This is a genomic window from Thauera butanivorans NBRC 103042, from assembly GCF_001591165.1.
Lineage (GTDB): Bacteria > Pseudomonadota > Gammaproteobacteria > Burkholderiales > Rhodocyclaceae > Thauera > Thauera butanivorans.
This window is the reverse complement of the sequence record NZ_BCUG01000045.1, coordinates 26,707-41,551: the sequence shown is the minus strand read 5'-3', so window position 1 is coordinate 41,551 and position 14,845 is coordinate 26,707. Positions and strand designations below refer to the sequence as shown.

The 14,845-nt window shown below is 59.2% G+C and carries 14 protein-coding genes; 5 read left to right on the top strand and 9 right to left on the bottom strand.

Annotated features, from left to right (window positions below):
* Window positions 1-185, bottom strand: a 185-nt coding sequence (locus TBU01S_RS24565; RefSeq protein WP_217999650.1) for a hypothetical protein, incomplete at its 3' end; no start/stop codon positions are given.
* 325 nt (window positions 186-510) lie between these two features.
* Entirely contained in the window at window positions 511-2,568 is a 2,058-nt protein-coding gene (locus TBU01S_RS16670) for an EAL domain-containing protein (protein WP_068638176.1), read from the bottom strand.
* A gap of 596 nt (window positions 2,569-3,164) precedes the next feature.
* Between TBU01S_RS16670 and TBU01S_RS16665 the strand changes: the two genes are divergently transcribed.
* Window positions 3,165-3,656: a helix-turn-helix domain-containing protein gene (locus TBU01S_RS16665; RefSeq protein WP_068638174.1), complete on the top strand. Its 492-nt coding sequence runs from the start codon at window positions 3,165-3,167 to the stop codon at window positions 3,654-3,656.
* 250 nt (window positions 3,657-3,906) lie between these two features.
* Here TBU01S_RS16665 and TBU01S_RS16660 read toward each other — a convergent pair whose 3' ends face one another.
* The 3 genes from TBU01S_RS16660 to TBU01S_RS16650 form a co-directional block, all read right to left on the bottom strand.
* Complete coding sequence (locus TBU01S_RS16660; RefSeq protein WP_245650953.1) at window positions 3,907-5,295, bottom strand: efflux transporter outer membrane subunit; 1,389 nt, start codon at window positions 5,293-5,295, stop codon at window positions 3,907-3,909.
* A gap of 71 nt (window positions 5,296-5,366) precedes the next feature.
* Window positions 5,367-8,450 (bottom strand): efflux RND transporter permease subunit, encoded by a 3,084-nt coding sequence (locus TBU01S_RS16655; protein ID WP_068638172.1) that lies wholly within the window; start codon window positions 8,448-8,450, stop codon window positions 5,367-5,369.
* The gene (locus TBU01S_RS16650; RefSeq protein WP_281178460.1) at window positions 8,447-9,487 is read right to left on the bottom strand and encodes an efflux RND transporter periplasmic adaptor subunit; all 1,041 of its coding nucleotides are present in this window, start codon (window positions 9,485-9,487) and stop codon (window positions 8,447-8,449) included. Before TBU01S_RS16650 ends, TBU01S_RS16655 begins: the two co-directional genes overlap by 4 nt.
* Before the next feature lie 693 nt (window positions 9,488-10,180).
* Between TBU01S_RS16650 and TBU01S_RS16645 the strand changes: the two genes are divergently transcribed.
* Genes TBU01S_RS16645 through TBU01S_RS16630 form a run of 4 tightly spaced genes read left to right on the top strand, consistent with a single transcriptional unit; the run spans window position 10,181 to window position 12,234 of the window.
* A complete protein-coding gene (locus TBU01S_RS16645; RefSeq protein WP_157659182.1) occupies window positions 10,181-10,687 on the top strand; it encodes a hypothetical protein in 507 nt (168 codons plus the stop codon).
* A gap of 48 nt (window positions 10,688-10,735) precedes the next feature.
* On the top strand, window positions 10,736-11,098 hold the full coding sequence (locus TBU01S_RS16640) for a hypothetical protein (protein ID WP_068638169.1): 363 nt from the start codon (window positions 10,736-10,738) through the stop codon (window positions 11,096-11,098).
* 60 nt (window positions 11,099-11,158) lie between these two features.
* Complete coding sequence (locus TBU01S_RS16635; protein WP_174524548.1) at window positions 11,159-11,587, top strand: disulfide bond formation protein B; 429 nt, start codon at window positions 11,159-11,161, stop codon at window positions 11,585-11,587.
* 11 nt (window positions 11,588-11,598) lie between these two features.
* A complete protein-coding gene (locus tag TBU01S_RS16630; RefSeq protein WP_068638162.1) occupies window positions 11,599-12,234 on the top strand; it encodes a DsbA family protein in 636 nt (211 codons plus the stop codon).
* Between the two features lie 253 nt (window positions 12,235-12,487).
* Here TBU01S_RS16630 and TBU01S_RS16625 read toward each other — a convergent pair whose 3' ends face one another.
* The 4 genes from TBU01S_RS16625 to siaB form a co-directional block, all read right to left on the bottom strand.
* Window positions 12,488-12,940: a c-type cytochrome gene (locus TBU01S_RS16625; RefSeq protein WP_068638160.1), complete on the bottom strand. Its 453-nt coding sequence runs from the start codon at window positions 12,938-12,940 to the stop codon at window positions 12,488-12,490.
* 148 nt (window positions 12,941-13,088) lie between these two features.
* Window positions 13,089-13,901, bottom strand: a complete 813-nt coding sequence (gene siaD, locus TBU01S_RS16620; protein WP_157659181.1) for a biofilm regulation diguanylate cyclase SiaD — start codon at window positions 13,899-13,901, stop codon at window positions 13,089-13,091.
* Window positions 13,902-13,906: 5 nt separating this feature from the next.
* Window positions 13,907-14,287 carry a biofilm regulation phosphoprotein SiaC gene (gene siaC / locus TBU01S_RS16615; protein ID WP_068638156.1) on the bottom strand — a complete coding sequence of 127 codons (381 nt, stop codon included), beginning with the start codon at window positions 14,285-14,287 and terminating at the stop codon, window positions 13,907-13,909.
* A 14-nt stretch (window positions 14,288-14,301) separates the two neighbouring features.
* Entirely contained in the window at window positions 14,302-14,841 is a 540-nt protein-coding gene (gene siaB, locus TBU01S_RS16610) for a biofilm regulation protein kinase SiaB (RefSeq protein ID WP_068638154.1), read from the bottom strand.
* Window positions 14,842-14,845: the final 4 nt, after the last annotated feature.

Genomic DNA, 14,845 nt, shown 5'->3' with positions numbered 1-14,845 from the left:
GGATCTCCAGCGGCTCGAAAATCAGCGTTTTGCGCATAGCGCTCACCCACCTTATCGAGAAACGAGATCACTCGTACGACAATCTTCTCTTCCTGTGCGGCAATCGCATCCCTTAAACGCACAAGCCGATGCTCTCTTATTTCGTTTCGCAGCATTTCCTGCTGTGCCCAGATGATGGTCGTCACAGCCCCCCCGGGGATTACGATACAGCCGACGAGCACCAGGAGTAGCTTTGCCCTCAGTGTTCTAAATCTAGATTCTATCGCCAAAGCCACAACCCAATTCCGTACAGTATTGCACTTTCAAGGAAACCCCATACTCCAGCAGTTCGTTCGAACGCACCTTCGGATTATCGTTCAAGCGGCTGGATCCTGGCCAAGAAAGATACGTTGCATGTGACTTTTGACTCAACCTCCCAGCCCGGAAAAATACACCCGACCAATTTTCCTCTCGCTTTCATCGATCGTCGACACCGTTATCGTCTGGTGATCTCGCCCCCCCTCGCCATACCTAAAGCCGCTTCAATACGTCCGCCGATGACACCCAATCCTTCAGAGAATCGAGATCCATCGGTTTTGCAAAGTAATAGCCTTGCCCCTGATCACATCCCATCTGATGCAGCATGTCACTGACCGCCTTCGTCTCGACCCCCTCTGCAATCGTTGAAAGTCCGAAACTGCGTGCCAGCCGGATGATTCCATCAACCAGCGTCCTGTCATTGACATCAGAATCGATGTTCGTGACGAATGATTTATCGAGCTTCAAAGCTCTTACCGGAAGCTTCTTAAGATAAGACAGGCTTGAGAAGCCTGTGCCGAAATCGTCAATCGACAAGGACACCCCCAGCTCGGCAAGATCATTCAAAGTCCTGAGGATTTCATCGGTTCCTTCAATCAGGGTCGATTCAGTCAACTCCAGTTCAAGACGATCACACGGAAATCCCGTTTCATCGAGCACTTCACGAACGAAGTCCACGAATCCAGGCATTCGAAACTGGATGGGCGAGAGATTCACGGACAGTCTTTCCAGGCCACACCCCCCTGCTCTCCACCCGACAAAATCCGAACATGCACGCCGGAGTACCCACGCCCCCAGCTCCACTATGCAGCCGGTTTCTTCGGCAATGGGGACGAACCTTGCAGGCGAGACGCTTCCAAGCGTTGGACTGTGCCAGCGCAGAAGGGCCTCCACGCCAACAAATGCACCGGACGACAGGCCGATTTTCGGCTGATAGTGAATGTTGAGCTCGCCGCGTACGATGGCGCTCCTCAGCTCTTCACTCAGGACGCACCGCTCCGAGTGCAATGCATGCAGATCAATATCGAAAAAGGCATATCTGCTCCGGCCGTGTCTTTTCGCTTCAAATAGAGCAAAATCAACCTGCATCAGAAGAAGCTCGAGCTCTTCATTATGACGAGATGAGACCGTCACACCAGCTGACATCGTCACGCGTGTCTGTCGAATCCCAAGATCAATGGGTTCGCTGACCGCCTCCAGGATTGCGCGAACGACGGCCTCTGCCGTACCACCGAGGTTTTCCTCGGTCAAGCACACGAGAAACTCATCTCCGCCAGCCCTTCCAAGCAACTGATCATCGCCGATGACCTGGCGAATTCTGCGACCGACTTCCCGGATGACTGCGTCGCCAGCGGAATGCCCCAACGCGTCATTCACTGCTTTAAAGTTGTCGACATCCAGGTACATGAGAACGTGACGCAGCGACCGGTCCTGACGTCCACTCGTGAGGCTGCAGTAATCTTTCTTGAAGCCTTCCCTATTGGGCAGGCCAGTGACCGTGTCGTTGTAGGCCAGATACTCGATACGCTGCCTTGCCACCCTCTCTCCGGTAATGTCTCTGACGAACCCGTAATAGAGACGCTCCGAAAACTCGCCAACCTCATCTTCTGTTGCCACCCCACAGATGCTCACTTCGATATCGCGCAGATGGCCGTCTTTTCTAGAAAGGCGGCTTTCGAAACGAACAGCGTTGCCGCCGCCCGACCTAAGCCTGTCCACAACGGACAGGCCATCGAGCGGAACATCTATGTCTCGCACAGACTTTCTCAACAGTTCGTCGCGTGAATACCCGGTCAGATCCTGCGCGGCCTGGTTAACCTCGATGAATTGCCCACTCTCTGCAAGCAGAAAGAATGCATCCATTGATCCGCCGATTACGACCTCGAACCTCTTCTCTGCGAGGTAGCGGCCCGTTATGTCGTGCGCAATCCCTCCCATTCCCGCGACCGCGCCGCTTATTTCCTTGATCGGAAAATAATTCACCTCATAGACATATCTAACACCGCAGGCGCTCTCGACGACTTCGACCAGTTTCCGAGGTTCTTGGGTGAGGACGATTTCAAGATTGCGCGAATGAAGCGTTTCTCCACCCATGTTCTTGAAGACGTCACTGGCGTCATGCCCGATTATCTTCTCTTCCGGAAGGCCGACCAGACGCTTGAACGCATCGTTGACGAATTTGTATCGTCCGTTTATGTCTGTGACATAGATCACGGAGAACGAGCTATCAATGACGGTTTGATACAGATGAACGCTCTGCATCAGCGCCATGTGACAACTCGATTGCCCTCCCATGTCTGATTGGCCCACTATATTTTTTTGACTACCGTCAGTCATCAATTGGAACGCTCGTGAGTAAAGGAAAGGAGGCCAACCAGCTCCGCACCTAACCAGAAGTAGAGTCTCCTGGATTCAGTCGAAAAATCTATCGATCAAGAAATTCGCTTAATCATTAAAAGCCAACTCCATTTTTACATCATTCTCAATTTTTCAATATACGCCGTGGCCCGATATGAGCCTCAAGCGCCCGTATTAGTGCAAAATGGCTCAAATTGAGCCTCAATAATCGAGAGTTGAATGGGACTTTGAGAAAAGTCAAAGGTTGCCGAAATGAATACAACGATCCTACTAATGTCGGATCGCGGTGATGGGCGAACTCACCGGATCTCCATCTGACCTTCTCTTACTGGTGCTGCGACGCTGAGGGGTTGCACTCTCCTCGACCAATCAATCTCGATTGCATGGCCCGTAGCCGGGAGGCGGTCCGTTTGCTCCTCTGGGCGTCGGCCTTCCTGGAATACGTATGTAATGTGGACATTTCCCGCGGCTACGGCCGGTGCGGAGTGGCAATCTTTTAGGCTCTGACTATGGATGAATTCGAAGCCCGGTTTCGGCGATCCTTCGGCGTGGTGGCATTCACCTGCAATCGCTACATCGTTGATCACATGCGACGGCTCAATAACAGCAGGATCGGACTCGAACTTGAGACTGCGCTTATCTGGGGCATCATTGCGCACCTCAGCATTGCTCGATCGATACGCCCGGGCTTTCCTTCCGACGACGTGATCAACGAAAAAGGGATGTTTGTTGGTGAGTTGCATCCCGTGCGTGTCGCGGACATCGTCCAGATCTCCGGAGTACCCAAGGAGACCGTTCGACGAAAACTCGAGAAGCTGAGAACGCTTGGAAAGGTGGAGAGAACCGGGCTGGGCAGGTGGGTCGTCTCACGAAACGCCGTGGACCAGGAAACCTTCGATCTGACTCGGGAAGCCGTCAAAAGTCTTCTGGCAACGGCGAGGCAAATCGAGTCATTGCTCGCGCATGTGAAGCTGCCTCCCCACGACGAATCTGGGTCGTGAGTGCGTCACAAGGTCTCTGATGAAGCGCCTCCCGCTTTCGCGGTCTGGCGCATCCACCTTCATCATGCGTTTTGATCGGGTGCTCGTGACTGCCTGAAAGGGTAGGCACTACTGGATCGGCCTTGCGATGAACGGAGATACCCCTTGACGCACAAATCCGTTCGCCCCGAGCTTGTCGAGGTTCGTTGCCTGAAAAATCAATGATTTCGACAAGCCCAGGCCGAACGGTCATGAACCATTCGGCGCTTCCTCAGCTTCGAATCTGCGCTGGAGCAGTGCTCGATCCACCGCCCAGCGCCTGGTAAAGCTGGACGATCGACTGTTGCAGCGCGCGACTGGTCTGCGACTGCGACAGTTCGCTGTCGAAGAGCTGGCGTTCTGCGTCAATGACTTCGAAATAGCTGGAGATCCCCGCAAGATAGCGTGCATTGGTGACCCGCAAGCGTTCGCGGTTGGCCTGCACGACCCTGCTCATGGCCTCGCGTTGTTCGCTCAGGCGCTCGAATGCGACAAGGGCATCGCTGACCTCGCGGAAAGCCTGGCGGATGGTGGCCTTGTACTGTTCGACCAGGATGCGCTGCTGCGCTTCCGCCGCAGCCACCCCTGAACGCAGTCGGCCGGCATCGAACAGCGGCAGGCCGAACGAGGGCTGCAGGGACCAGGCGTAGCGGTTGCCGTCGAAGAGTTCGCCGAGATCGGTACTGGCGAAGCCGAGCAGTGTGGTGAGGGTGATCCGGGGCAGGAAGGCCTTGCGTGCGGCGTCCAGATTGGCGCCGGCGGCACGTAGCGCCTCCTCCGCCGCCCGGATGTCGGGGCGACGCTGCAACAGCGCCGACGGCAGGCCTGCGTCGAGGCGTACGGGCGTGTCCAGCGCGTCGAGCCGTGCGCTGCGAAGAATCGGCCCGGGATTGCGGCCGAGCAGCAGCGCGAGCGCATTCTCGGCCTGCGCGATGCGGCGTGCCTGGTCGGCGAGCGCCTGCTCCGAGCCGGCGAGCACGGATTCCGCCTGGCGCACATCCAGGATGGAAGATACGCCTTCGTCGAACCGCGCACGCGTCAGGCGCAGCGCCTTGCGCCGGCCCTCGATCGTGCGGCGGGTGATCTCGCGCTGCGCATCGAGGTCGAGCAGCTCGAGATACAGCGAGGCGACCTGTGCGATCAGGCTCGCGCGCACGCCGTCGGCCTGGGCCGCGCTGGCGAGCACCTCGCGACGGGCAGCCTCGGAACGCGCGGCCAGGCGCCCCCACAGATCGATTTCCCAGGCGGGTATCGAGAGCGCGACCGAACCGGACTCGCCCACACGGTTCCCGCTCGGATCGATACCCGGCATGCGTTCCCGGGTTCCGGCGCCGGTGGCGTTGACGGCCGGGAACCGTGCGGCATGCTCGATGCCGTACTGGGCGCGGGCGAGTTCGATGCGCTCGATGGCGATACGCAACGTCGCGTTCGCAACCAGGGCCTCCTCGATCAGTGCCTGCAGTTCGGGGATGGGCAGCAGGACGTTCCATGGGAGGCTCGCGAGATCGGCCGTATCGTCGTGGCCGTCACGTTCTGTCGTCAGCCGCCAGTGCTCGGGCACCTCAACGCTTGGGCGGACGAAGTCCGATGGTTGGCACCCGCCCACCAGGGCAGCCACCACCAACGGACATCCCAGGCGGCCAAACCTCGCAAGCGCGATATCCAGCAGGCCGGTACGCAGGGTGCTGCGGCTCATCGTGCCTCCTCCCGTCCGGATTCCGGCCTTGCCGGGTACGCAAGCTCTTCACCTCGTATGCGGAAGAAGCTCGCGTACAGTAGCGGCACCACGACCAGGGTCAGCCCGGTCGCGAAGATCAGGCCGAACATGATCGTCACCGCCATGCTGCGGAAGAAGGGGTCGACCAGCAGCGGTGCCACGCCGAGCACCGTGGTTGCGGCACCGAGAAAAACCGGGCGGGCGCGGCTGGCCGAAGCATCGAGCACCGCAAGCAGGCGTGGCTTGCCCTCGCGGATCTCGACGTCGATCTGATCCACCAGCACGATCGCGTTCTTGATCAGCATGCCCGTCAGGCTCAGGAAGCCGAGAATGGCCATGAACTCGAACGGCGCCTGGAACACCAGCAGTCCGATCGCCACCCCCACGACCGCCAGTGGCACGGTGAGCCAGATCACCGCGGTCTGGCGCAGGCCATTGAACATCACGATCACCGCCACCACCATCGCCGCGAAGCCGAACGGCGCGGCCGCGGCCAATCCGGCGTTGGCCTCGGTGGCGGCCTTGTACTCGCCGTGCCATTCCAGCGCGTAGCCCGGTGGCAACTCGATGGCCTCGATCTTCGGCCGAAGGCGCGCGAACAGCGGTGCGGACAACTGCCCCGCGGGCGGGTCGCACTGTGCCTTGATGGTCGGAAAGCGGTTCTCGCGCCGGATCAGCGCATCCTCCCACACCGTGTCGATACGCTCGACGAACTGGCTCACCGGGACGTACTTGCCGGCGGTGGCGCTGAACACCTGGGCGTTGCCGAGGTCTTCGATGCCTCGGCGCTCGTCGGCCGGCGCACGTGCGAGGATGGGGATCAGGCGCTCGTCCTCGCGATAGACGCCGATCTGCTGACCGACGTAGGTGCGCTCGAGTGCCGCGGCGATATCCGAGGGCAGCACGCCGGCGCGTTGCGCGGCCTCGACCGAGAAGCGCGGGCGCACCACCGGCACCGCCTGGCGCCAGTCGTCCTGGATGGCAACGGCTTCCGGGTCCGTGGCCATGATGGCCTTGGCCTCCTCGGCCAGCCGGCGCAGCACGGCAGGGTCGGGGCCGCGGAAGGCCGCTTCGATCTTCTTCCCGCCACCGCGGCCGAGCATGAACTTCCACACCTTGACGCTGGCCTCCGGAAAGGCGTTCTCGAGTTCGGGCTGCAGACGTTCGATCAGGCCGGCGATGTCCTCGAAGCGCTCGACATCGACCAGGAGCTGGCCGTAGGCGGGGTTCGGGTCTTCCGGGCTGTAAGTCAACATGAAGCGCAACGCCCCCTGACCGACGAAGCTTGTGACGTGGGTGACGCCCGGTGCGTCGCGCACCGTCTCCTCCACCTTGGCCACCATGGCCGCGGTGGCGTGGATGTCGGTCCCTTGTGGCAGCGCCAGGTCGACCACGAACTGGGGCCGCGCGGAGTCGGGCATGAAACCGGGCGGAACGAAACCGAAGGCCACCACGCCGGCCGCCAGCAGCCCAGCCAGCACCACGCCGCTGGCGGCACGGTGGGCGAGCACGCTCTGCAGCACGCGGCGGTAGCCACGCAGCAACCGCCCCTCTGCGGCGCCGGCATCCACCTTGGTCTTCAGGAAAGCCGCGCACAGGAGCGGGGTCAGCGTGATCGCGAACAGCCACGACAGCAGCATCGAATACAGGATGACCCAGAACAGCGACCCGGCGTATTCACCCATGTCGGTGGGCGACAGGCCGATCGCGCTGAAGGCGAGGATGCCGACCACGGTGCCCCCGAGCAGTGGCCACACCGTGGCGCGCACCACTGCGCCCGCGGCCGATGCAAGCGGTTCGCCCTTCTGCAGCCGGACCAGGATGCCGTCGGTGACCACGATGGCGTTGTCGACCAGCATGCCGAGCGCGATGATCAGCGCGCCGAGCGAGATGCGCTGCATGGCGATGCCGTCCATCAGCATCGCGATCAGGGTACCCGCTACGGTGAGCACGAGGACCGCGCCGATGATGAGTCCGCTGCGCAGCCCCATGAAGAGCAACAGCACCACGACCACGATCGCGACCGCAGCCACGAGGTTCTCGACGAAGCCCGACACTGCGGCGCGCACCGCGTCCGACTGGACGGAAACGACGTTCAGCTCCATGCCGATCGGGCGCTGGCCTTCAAGCTCGGCCAGGCGCCGCTTCACCGCGTCGCCCATCTCGACCACGTTGCCGCCGAGCACGTTGGAAATGCCCAGCCCGATCGCCGGACGACCATCGTGGCGCATCAGCACCGCGGGCGGATCGACGTATTCGCGATGGATGCTGGCCACGTCTCGAAGGCGCAGCAGGCCGCTGTTGGCGTCGCCCGCGACCACCAGGTCGCCGAGCGTCTCGACCGCAAGGACGCTCTCGGCCGGCTGGATCTGCAATCGCAGTGGGCCTGCATTGACGGCGCCCGCGGGCACGATCAGGTTCTGCGCGCGCAACGAGGCATAGATCCGGTCGAGCGGCACGCCCAGCTGAGCGGCACGGGCGCTGGAAACCTCGACGTAGATCGCTTCCTTGCGCTCGCCCAGCAGCGCAACCTGTGCCACACCCGGCACCAGCACCAGTTCACGGCGCAGGAAATCGACGTAGTCCCAGAGCTGGCGCGAGCTGTAGCCGTCGCCCGTGACGGCATAGAACAGCGCGAAGACATCGCCGAAGTCGCCCTTGACCACGGGCTCGGCCGCACCTGGCGGCAAGGCGCGGGCGGCGTCGGCAATCTTGCTGCGCAGCTTGTCCCACACCTGGTCGAGCTCGGCCTGGGTGCGCGAGAAGGCCAGCTTGGCCTCGACCTTGACCAGCGACTCGCCGGCGCGCGATACCGAGGTCACTTCTTCGACCTCCTGCATCTGTTGCACCGCGCCTTCGATCAGGTCGGTGATCTCCTCGGCGACCTGTGCCGGCGAAGCACCCGGATAGGCCGTGACCACCACCGCCTGGCGGATGACGAACTCCGGATCCTCGAAGCGCCCCAGGCGCTCGTACGACAGCCACCCGCCCACCAGGACGAGTAGCACCACCACCCAGGCGACAACCGATTTTCGGAGCGTATATTCGGCAATGTTCATTGGCGGCGATCCGCTGTCGTCATCGCTAGAGCCCGGACCCGCATCCCTTCACGTAGCCCTCCCACGCCGGCCGCAACGATACGCTGGCCGCGCTCAAGACCGGATCGCACGACGATCCGGGCCCCACGGATGTCGCCAGTCTCGATCGGCCTGCGCTCTACGCGGCCGCCCTCATCGACGACCCAGACGCCTGGCGCACCTTGTGCATCAGGCGCAACGGCGGACAGCGGGACCGCCACCGCCGCTTCCGTGCTTGACATGGCCTCCCTCCGCATAGCCGGCTGGACGTTCACCGCCATGCCGGGCAAAAGATTCAGACCCTTCGGAATCGACTTCACCGAAAGTACGGCGACATAAGTCTGAGTCAATGGATCGGCGTCCGTAGCGAAGGACTTGAGCTCGAGCGCCAACGACTGCTCGGCGTCATCGTCGAAGAAGGCGATGGCCTCCTGATGAGACTGCATTCTCCGCACCAAGCGCTCCGGGACATTGATCACCACTTCCAGCTCACGCAGGTCCTGCAGTTCGGCAATAGGCTGCTTAGCCTGCACATTGGTGAAAGTTTCAATGCGACGGCGGGTAATCACGCCATCGAAGGGCGCCCGGATGACGGTGTCCGCAAGATCCTGCTCTGCGGCAGCCAGATTGGTTCGGGCCGCTTCGAGCCGGGCGCGACGGTCGTCAACCTCCGCACGCGCAACAGCCAACTCCTCTTCCCAGAGCCGCTGGTAGCGCGCAAGATCAACCGTTGCCCGCTCGAACTCGGCACGTGCTGCATCCAACCTGGCCTTGTACACACCATCGTCCAAGCGCGCGACCACGTCACCAGCTTTGACCTGCCGCCCTTCTTCCAGCCTGAAGCGTTCCACCGATCCGGGCACGTCGAACGATAATTCCGCACGCCTGGCTGCGCGGAGACGCCCCGGCAAACGAAGCGTGTCGTACAAGATCTGTCGATCGACGGTCACTATGAGTGCAGGCCTCACTGCCTCGGGGATCCCGGTTGGCGGTGGTGCGTCACCACATCCGCCGGTCATTACGGCCAGGATCGCTCCTGCCCATAGAACGAAATTTTTGGAATGTCGCATGTCATTAATGGCCGCCCAAAACCGGCTGCCAGGTTACTCCCGCCAAAAAAGAGCCACTCGTTAGCGACGGGAGCGATGTTTATAAGATTCCGTGACCGATCGACGATCAACTTGCATTTGCAACAGGACAGATCAGAGTCGGAAACAGGCGGAAAATGAACCCCATCCCGCGCAATGGGCCTTCGCAACACATGACAAATTGCAAGGTTCCACGCCATGCCGGTTAACCGGCAGCAACGATGAGCGCTCAGTCATTTCACGCTCATCGCAGTCGCACGAATTCGTCGAACCGGAAGAATAAACACTTCCCGGCCCGATATGCAGCCTTCCGGCCCATTTTGGGCCCGTCAATAGCCATGATCGAAGGTCCCGACATTCTGCGCAATCAAACCGCCCCGCCTTTCCAGCCAGATCGAACGCCTCCCTCTGGGATTTCCCTGCAATCAAAATTCAGTCCATCAATACGTGCATAGATTCATTTATGAGCCGTCTCAATTTGGGCCGATGCCAGACTAAAATTACTTTCAAGCGATTATCCTCTGTGCCGTCCTCCCGGTTGGCAATGGAACCACAGCCTCGATCCAATCCGGAATCTCTTCTCAACGGCCAATCCTCGACACTGACGCCACATTCGAATCCATCATGGGAAAAGTCGCACTCCATCTTCTATGCGTGATCCTGATCTCGGCTTCTGCACATGCTTCGCCGCCCTCCTCACCGCCGGAATCGAACGAGTCCGATGAGATTGCGCGCATTCGAGATCAGTTCTCGACGCTTGATCGGCGCCGCATGGAGCTGGTTCGCAGCCGCATAGAGCTCTCCTCCGAAAAGAGCGCCCCCTTCGACGCGGCGTACCGGGAATACATCGACACCGTCGCTCTATTACGCTCGGCCCAACTACGAATCCTCGAAAATTACGCTGACCAGTTCAATAACGACTTTGACCAAGCCGGCACTCCATTGAAGATGATCTGCGGATCGCTTTCTCTCGATTCAAAGCGGATCGAAGCCAGGAGGCGCTTGCTCCGGGACCTTGCCCCTCATTTGACTACCAAGCAACTGCACCTCCTCACAAGATTGGAGGCTGAGATCGACGCCGAGATGACGCTAGGCATCATCCGACAGGTGCCGGATCCGTATCGAGGCTAGTAGTCGACCTCGCTCCCTAACTTAATTCAACACGATCAGGACATACAGATGGCTCTCTGCATCAGAAAAACAATCCACTATCGCATGGTCGCATCGCTTTTGCTCATGGCCTTTGCCATGCCAGCATCCGTTCTCGCAGACGATCGCAATCCAGCATACCGTTTGGGCGCGTTCTCAGGCGCAATGAAGTATTGTGAAGAACGATACGATGAGAAAAGTGTGCGGTACGGCCTGGCCCGACTTCGTGTCGCCAAGGAAGTAGATAATTTTTCTGGAAAGGAGAAACTGGTTGCACTGACTGGCCGAGACCGTGCATACAACCGCGGTCAGTTTCTCGGGAACCGGCTGAACCGCAACGAGTGCCGCGCCCTGTTGAGGATGGGGGAGTGGAAGAGGTTCTTCGCAGACTGACCCTATTTTCCGGTGAGGCGCGAACCTTTGACCATGCATTCGGCAAGACAGGATGAACCAATGCCGTCGAATCGAGCGGATAAACTGACCTATCTTTTCCTCGCGTGGCTCATCGCCCTGATCTCGACTGCCACCGCGGTGTTTCTCGGCGAGATCATGGGGCAGCCTCCGTGTGATCTTTGCTGGTATCAGCGCATTGCGATGTTTCCATTGGCTGTCATCCTCGGGATCGCAAATTTCCGCGATGACGCAACTGCATGGATCTATGCGTTGCCGCTCGCAGTGGCTGGTTCCGTATTGGCACTGGTGCACACGACGACATATCTCAGCGCCCTTCCCGAGGTGATTGAAGTGGCACGCACCATGGGCCCCTCATGCACCGACCGTAGCATGCAAGTCATGGGCATTCCCCTACCCTTGCTTTCTCTCGCATCGTTCCTATCCATGACTGCGCTGCTCACAACTGTTTCCATAAAGGATCACTCATGACCAGGAGACGAATGCTGCTAGCCACTGCATTTGCAGTAAGCGCTGTGTTTCTCATCGCCACGGCAACGTTCCATATGTTGTCGTCAGGCACCTCCAACACAAAGGAGCCTCCGGGGAGCGCGCTGGAGCGATCGCATTCACATGCGATCGGGCCTGAGGACGCCAGAGTCTCCATTGTCGAGTTTTTCTCCCCTTCATGCAGCACCTGTGCATTCATTCACCCCTACGTCAAGGAAATCGTCGACCGGGCCCCTGAAGACATTCGATTGGTGTATCGCTACGTCGTTTTCGACGAGCAAGGAGAATACGCCGCACGGATCATCGAATCAGCGAGATCCCAAGGGCTGTACGACGCGGTTCTCGCTGCGGTTCTCGAGACCCAGCCTGAGTGGCGGCAAGATCCGGCGATGGCCGCCGCATGGCGAGCGGCTGAGATGGCAGGCCTTGACATTGACAAGGCAAAGGGCGAACTCTACTCGGAATCAATCAATGAAACGCTTCGCACGGATCTGGAGGACGCGAGAAATCTTGATATACATGCGACTCCGAGCTTCTTCGTAAACGGCCGGCCTCTTGCTGCTCTAAGCGTGGAGGCACTGCAAGCGCTTGTGCAAACTGAGCTGGAGGACGCCGCAAGCAGGCGGTAATCCCCCTGCAAGGCCTCCGGCCAGGCGCGAGAATGGTGTCACGCCGGTGCCTGCGGCAATCCAGACCTGATCCCGTTCTTCCTGTCCGGCCGGTTGGAAGGTTGAAGCAAGCATACGATCCTCCGGCCTGCACCGCCTGCCCCGATCGAAAGCGTTGCGCGCCCCCCTGGGTGAGTCGCCCAGCGCCTTGACCTGGAAGATGACGCAGCGATCGCCCCGATCGGGGCCGGCAATCGCGATGGCTCTCGAAAACTCAGTCGAGCCGGTACTTATCGTGACAGGCCTTGCAGGTGGCTCCTGTTTCACCAAATGCCTTTTGCACGGCTGCTTTGTCGCCCTTTGCGGCGGCGTCCGCCAGGTTCGCGGCAGCGGCATTGAAATCGGTGGCGAGCTTGCCGAGATCCGCCATATTCTGAAACGCTTCAGGCTTCACGCGCGTTTTGCGATCACCAATGTCGCTCTCAGTCCCTGGGCCGTAAAGGGCCCCCATCCCCGAACCAGCGATGGCAGCAACCGCGCTGGCCGCCGCCTGAACCTGTTGAACGTTGAATTCACCATCCAGGCTGGCTTTGATCTTGCCCATGTTCCAGGCCATAAAGCTATAACCGGCTTGCCGATATTTTATCTGATCCTCGGGTTTGACCTGGGCGGAGACCGTGCCGACCAGAGAGAGGGCAAGGATGCCGAACGCAACAAGTTTCTTCATTATTCACCTCGTTTAAAAAAAGAACAGTCAAGCGCTGCTGCAATTGCGCCGGCGCTTGAACTCTGACATGGAGGATCCACTTGCGGAGCCGACAAGGATGCACACAAGCGAGTCCCTCCTGATCGGCGGCCTGAAGATCCACTGGCGCCTATATGGTACCAACCTCATCTTCAATCACGGGGGAAACACGATTTCGGCCTGTGCGCTTCGCGTCATACAGGGCTGAATCGGCTTTCTTCAAGGTGTTCTCGAGATCCTCTACCGCACGGCAGGAGCCATAGCCGAAGCTCATGCTGACGGCGAGGGATTGTCCATCCGTGCCACGGTACTGGGTCTCCGAAATCACACGGCGGAGATTTTCGCACACCCGGTATGCCTGGGCTTCGGTGGTTGACGGCAGCAATAGAAGAAACTCTTCTCCGCCCCAACGTCCGCAAACATCATACTTTCGTATATTCAAGACGAAGCGCCGGGCAACCTCCATCAGCACCGCATCGCCAGTATTGTGGCCGAATGTATCGTTGACGGCCTTGAAATGATCAATATCTGCCAGTACAACCGAGAAGAGCTGGTCTTGATGACGACCCAGCTTCAGCGCCTCTTCGTGAAGGCGCCTTTGCATGTAGCGGCGGTTATACAAGCCTGTCAGCGGATCGTGCGTGGACTGTTGGCGCAGTTCTTCATGCTGGCGGCGCATGATTTGCTGATAGCGGTCGCTGATGCGTAGCAGGCGTTCAAGTTGGTGCAGCTGTTTCTCGTAGCGTTGGCAGTATGACATGCCACGCTCATGCTCGGCCCCTTGATAGCGATCGGCAATGTGCGTGATTCGTTCCAGCTGGCGAAGCAGATCGCGATGCCTCTCCATCAATACGCCTAATGCATGATGGAGCGGGTGCCCCTGCCATGCCGGATCGGCCAGGAGCCCATCGATATCCACTTCAAGTTCCTGCATATCTGCCATCACGCTTAGCTCTGCCGCTTGAGGACCACGAAAGGGAAAGTACAGTCCTCCCGAAACTCTTCGGCCAGTTCGGCCACGCGCTCGTTCTCGGCATCGTAATACCAAATCAAGCTGACCTTCTTACCAGCTCGATGAGCCGATTCCATGTCATCAAAGAGATCCATCAGCATACGGATGCTGCTCGTATTTATATAGAGAAGCGAGAGCTCAAGTATCAGCGGTGACTCCGAAATTGCTACATAGCCGTTAATCCAGTTGAGAAGCGGTTCAAAGAACTCGAACGCATCTTCCGGATAAGAGTCACCACACAGACTGACGCGTCCCGACTGCCAGTCGGTCTGGATCGATGGAGTTGAGGTGGTTCCAGGTAGATGGATGTCCTGCATACGTTTAATGATCTTCAAAGAATGACCTGCAGGCTGAAGAAGCCCCAATTTTCGTCAAGCCGGTTGAAAGATGCGACCAACGGTTGGCTAGCCTTGCGCGCCATATCGATCAGTCCCAGACCTGCCCCAGTGCTGGCGCCGGGAGCGCGCGGCTGACGCATCTGATTCTTCCACAGCGCCTTGAGTTCGAGCTTGTCAAGACGCGCTAACTCATGAATACGCCGGAATAACTCTTCGCCATCAGCCATCTCCACCACGTTCCCCGCATTGATGATGTAACGATTCTGCTCACGGGAGATCGTTATCGTTCCGCTGGCACGCTCATCGGAAAGCCCCTTTTTTTTCGAGTAATGGCGGATGTTCTGCGTAAGCTCAATATAGATGGTGAACACATCCGTCACTTCCGTTGGAGTGGCTGACAATGCCTCGAGGTGTTTCCGCAATGCCAATCCAATCTCTTCGATCAACGAAGCGGAAAACAATCCGTTGAACGCCAGCAGGATGTAGTGCTGCTCGAACAGGTTACGCAGTAAAAGGAGATTTTGTGGGTGCATCGTG

What these genes read in the sequence shown, in the direction of transcription:
- TBU01S_RS16670 (WP_068638176.1), bottom strand. Translation starts at nt 2,568, where the DNA reads ATGGCGCTGATGCAGAGCGTTCATCTGTATCAAACCGTCATTGATAGC.
- TBU01S_RS16665 (WP_068638174.1), top strand. Translation starts at nt 3,165, where the DNA reads ATGGATGAATTCGAAGCCCGGTTTCGGCGATCCTTCGGCGTGGTGGCA.
- TBU01S_RS16655 (WP_068638172.1), bottom strand. Translation starts at nt 8,450, where the DNA reads ATGAACATTGCCGAATATACGCTCCGAAAATCGGTTGTCGCCTGGGTG.
- TBU01S_RS16650 (WP_281178460.1), bottom strand. Translation starts at nt 9,487, where the DNA reads ATGACCGGCGGATGTGGTGACGCACCACCGCCAACCGGGATCCCCGAG.
- TBU01S_RS16645 (WP_157659182.1), top strand. Translation starts at nt 10,181, where the DNA reads ATGGGAAAAGTCGCACTCCATCTTCTATGCGTGATCCTGATCTCGGCT.
- TBU01S_RS16640 (WP_068638169.1), top strand. Translation starts at nt 10,736, where the DNA reads ATGGCTCTCTGCATCAGAAAAACAATCCACTATCGCATGGTCGCATCG.
- TBU01S_RS16635 (WP_174524548.1), top strand. Translation starts at nt 11,159, where the DNA reads ATGCCGTCGAATCGAGCGGATAAACTGACCTATCTTTTCCTCGCGTGG.
- TBU01S_RS16630 (WP_068638162.1), top strand. Translation starts at nt 11,599, where the DNA reads ATGCTGCTAGCCACTGCATTTGCAGTAAGCGCTGTGTTTCTCATCGCC.
- TBU01S_RS16625 (WP_068638160.1), bottom strand. Translation starts at nt 12,940, where the DNA reads ATGAAGAAACTTGTTGCGTTCGGCATCCTTGCCCTCTCTCTGGTCGGC.
- siaD (WP_157659181.1), bottom strand. Translation starts at nt 13,901, where the DNA reads ATGGCAGATATGCAGGAACTTGAAGTGGATATCGATGGGCTCCTGGCC.
- siaC (WP_068638156.1), bottom strand. Translation starts at nt 14,287, where the DNA reads ATGCAGGACATCCATCTACCTGGAACCACCTCAACTCCATCGATCCAG.
- siaB (WP_068638154.1), bottom strand. Translation starts at nt 14,841, where the DNA reads ATGCACCCACAAAATCTCCTTTTACTGCGTAACCTGTTCGAGCAGCAC.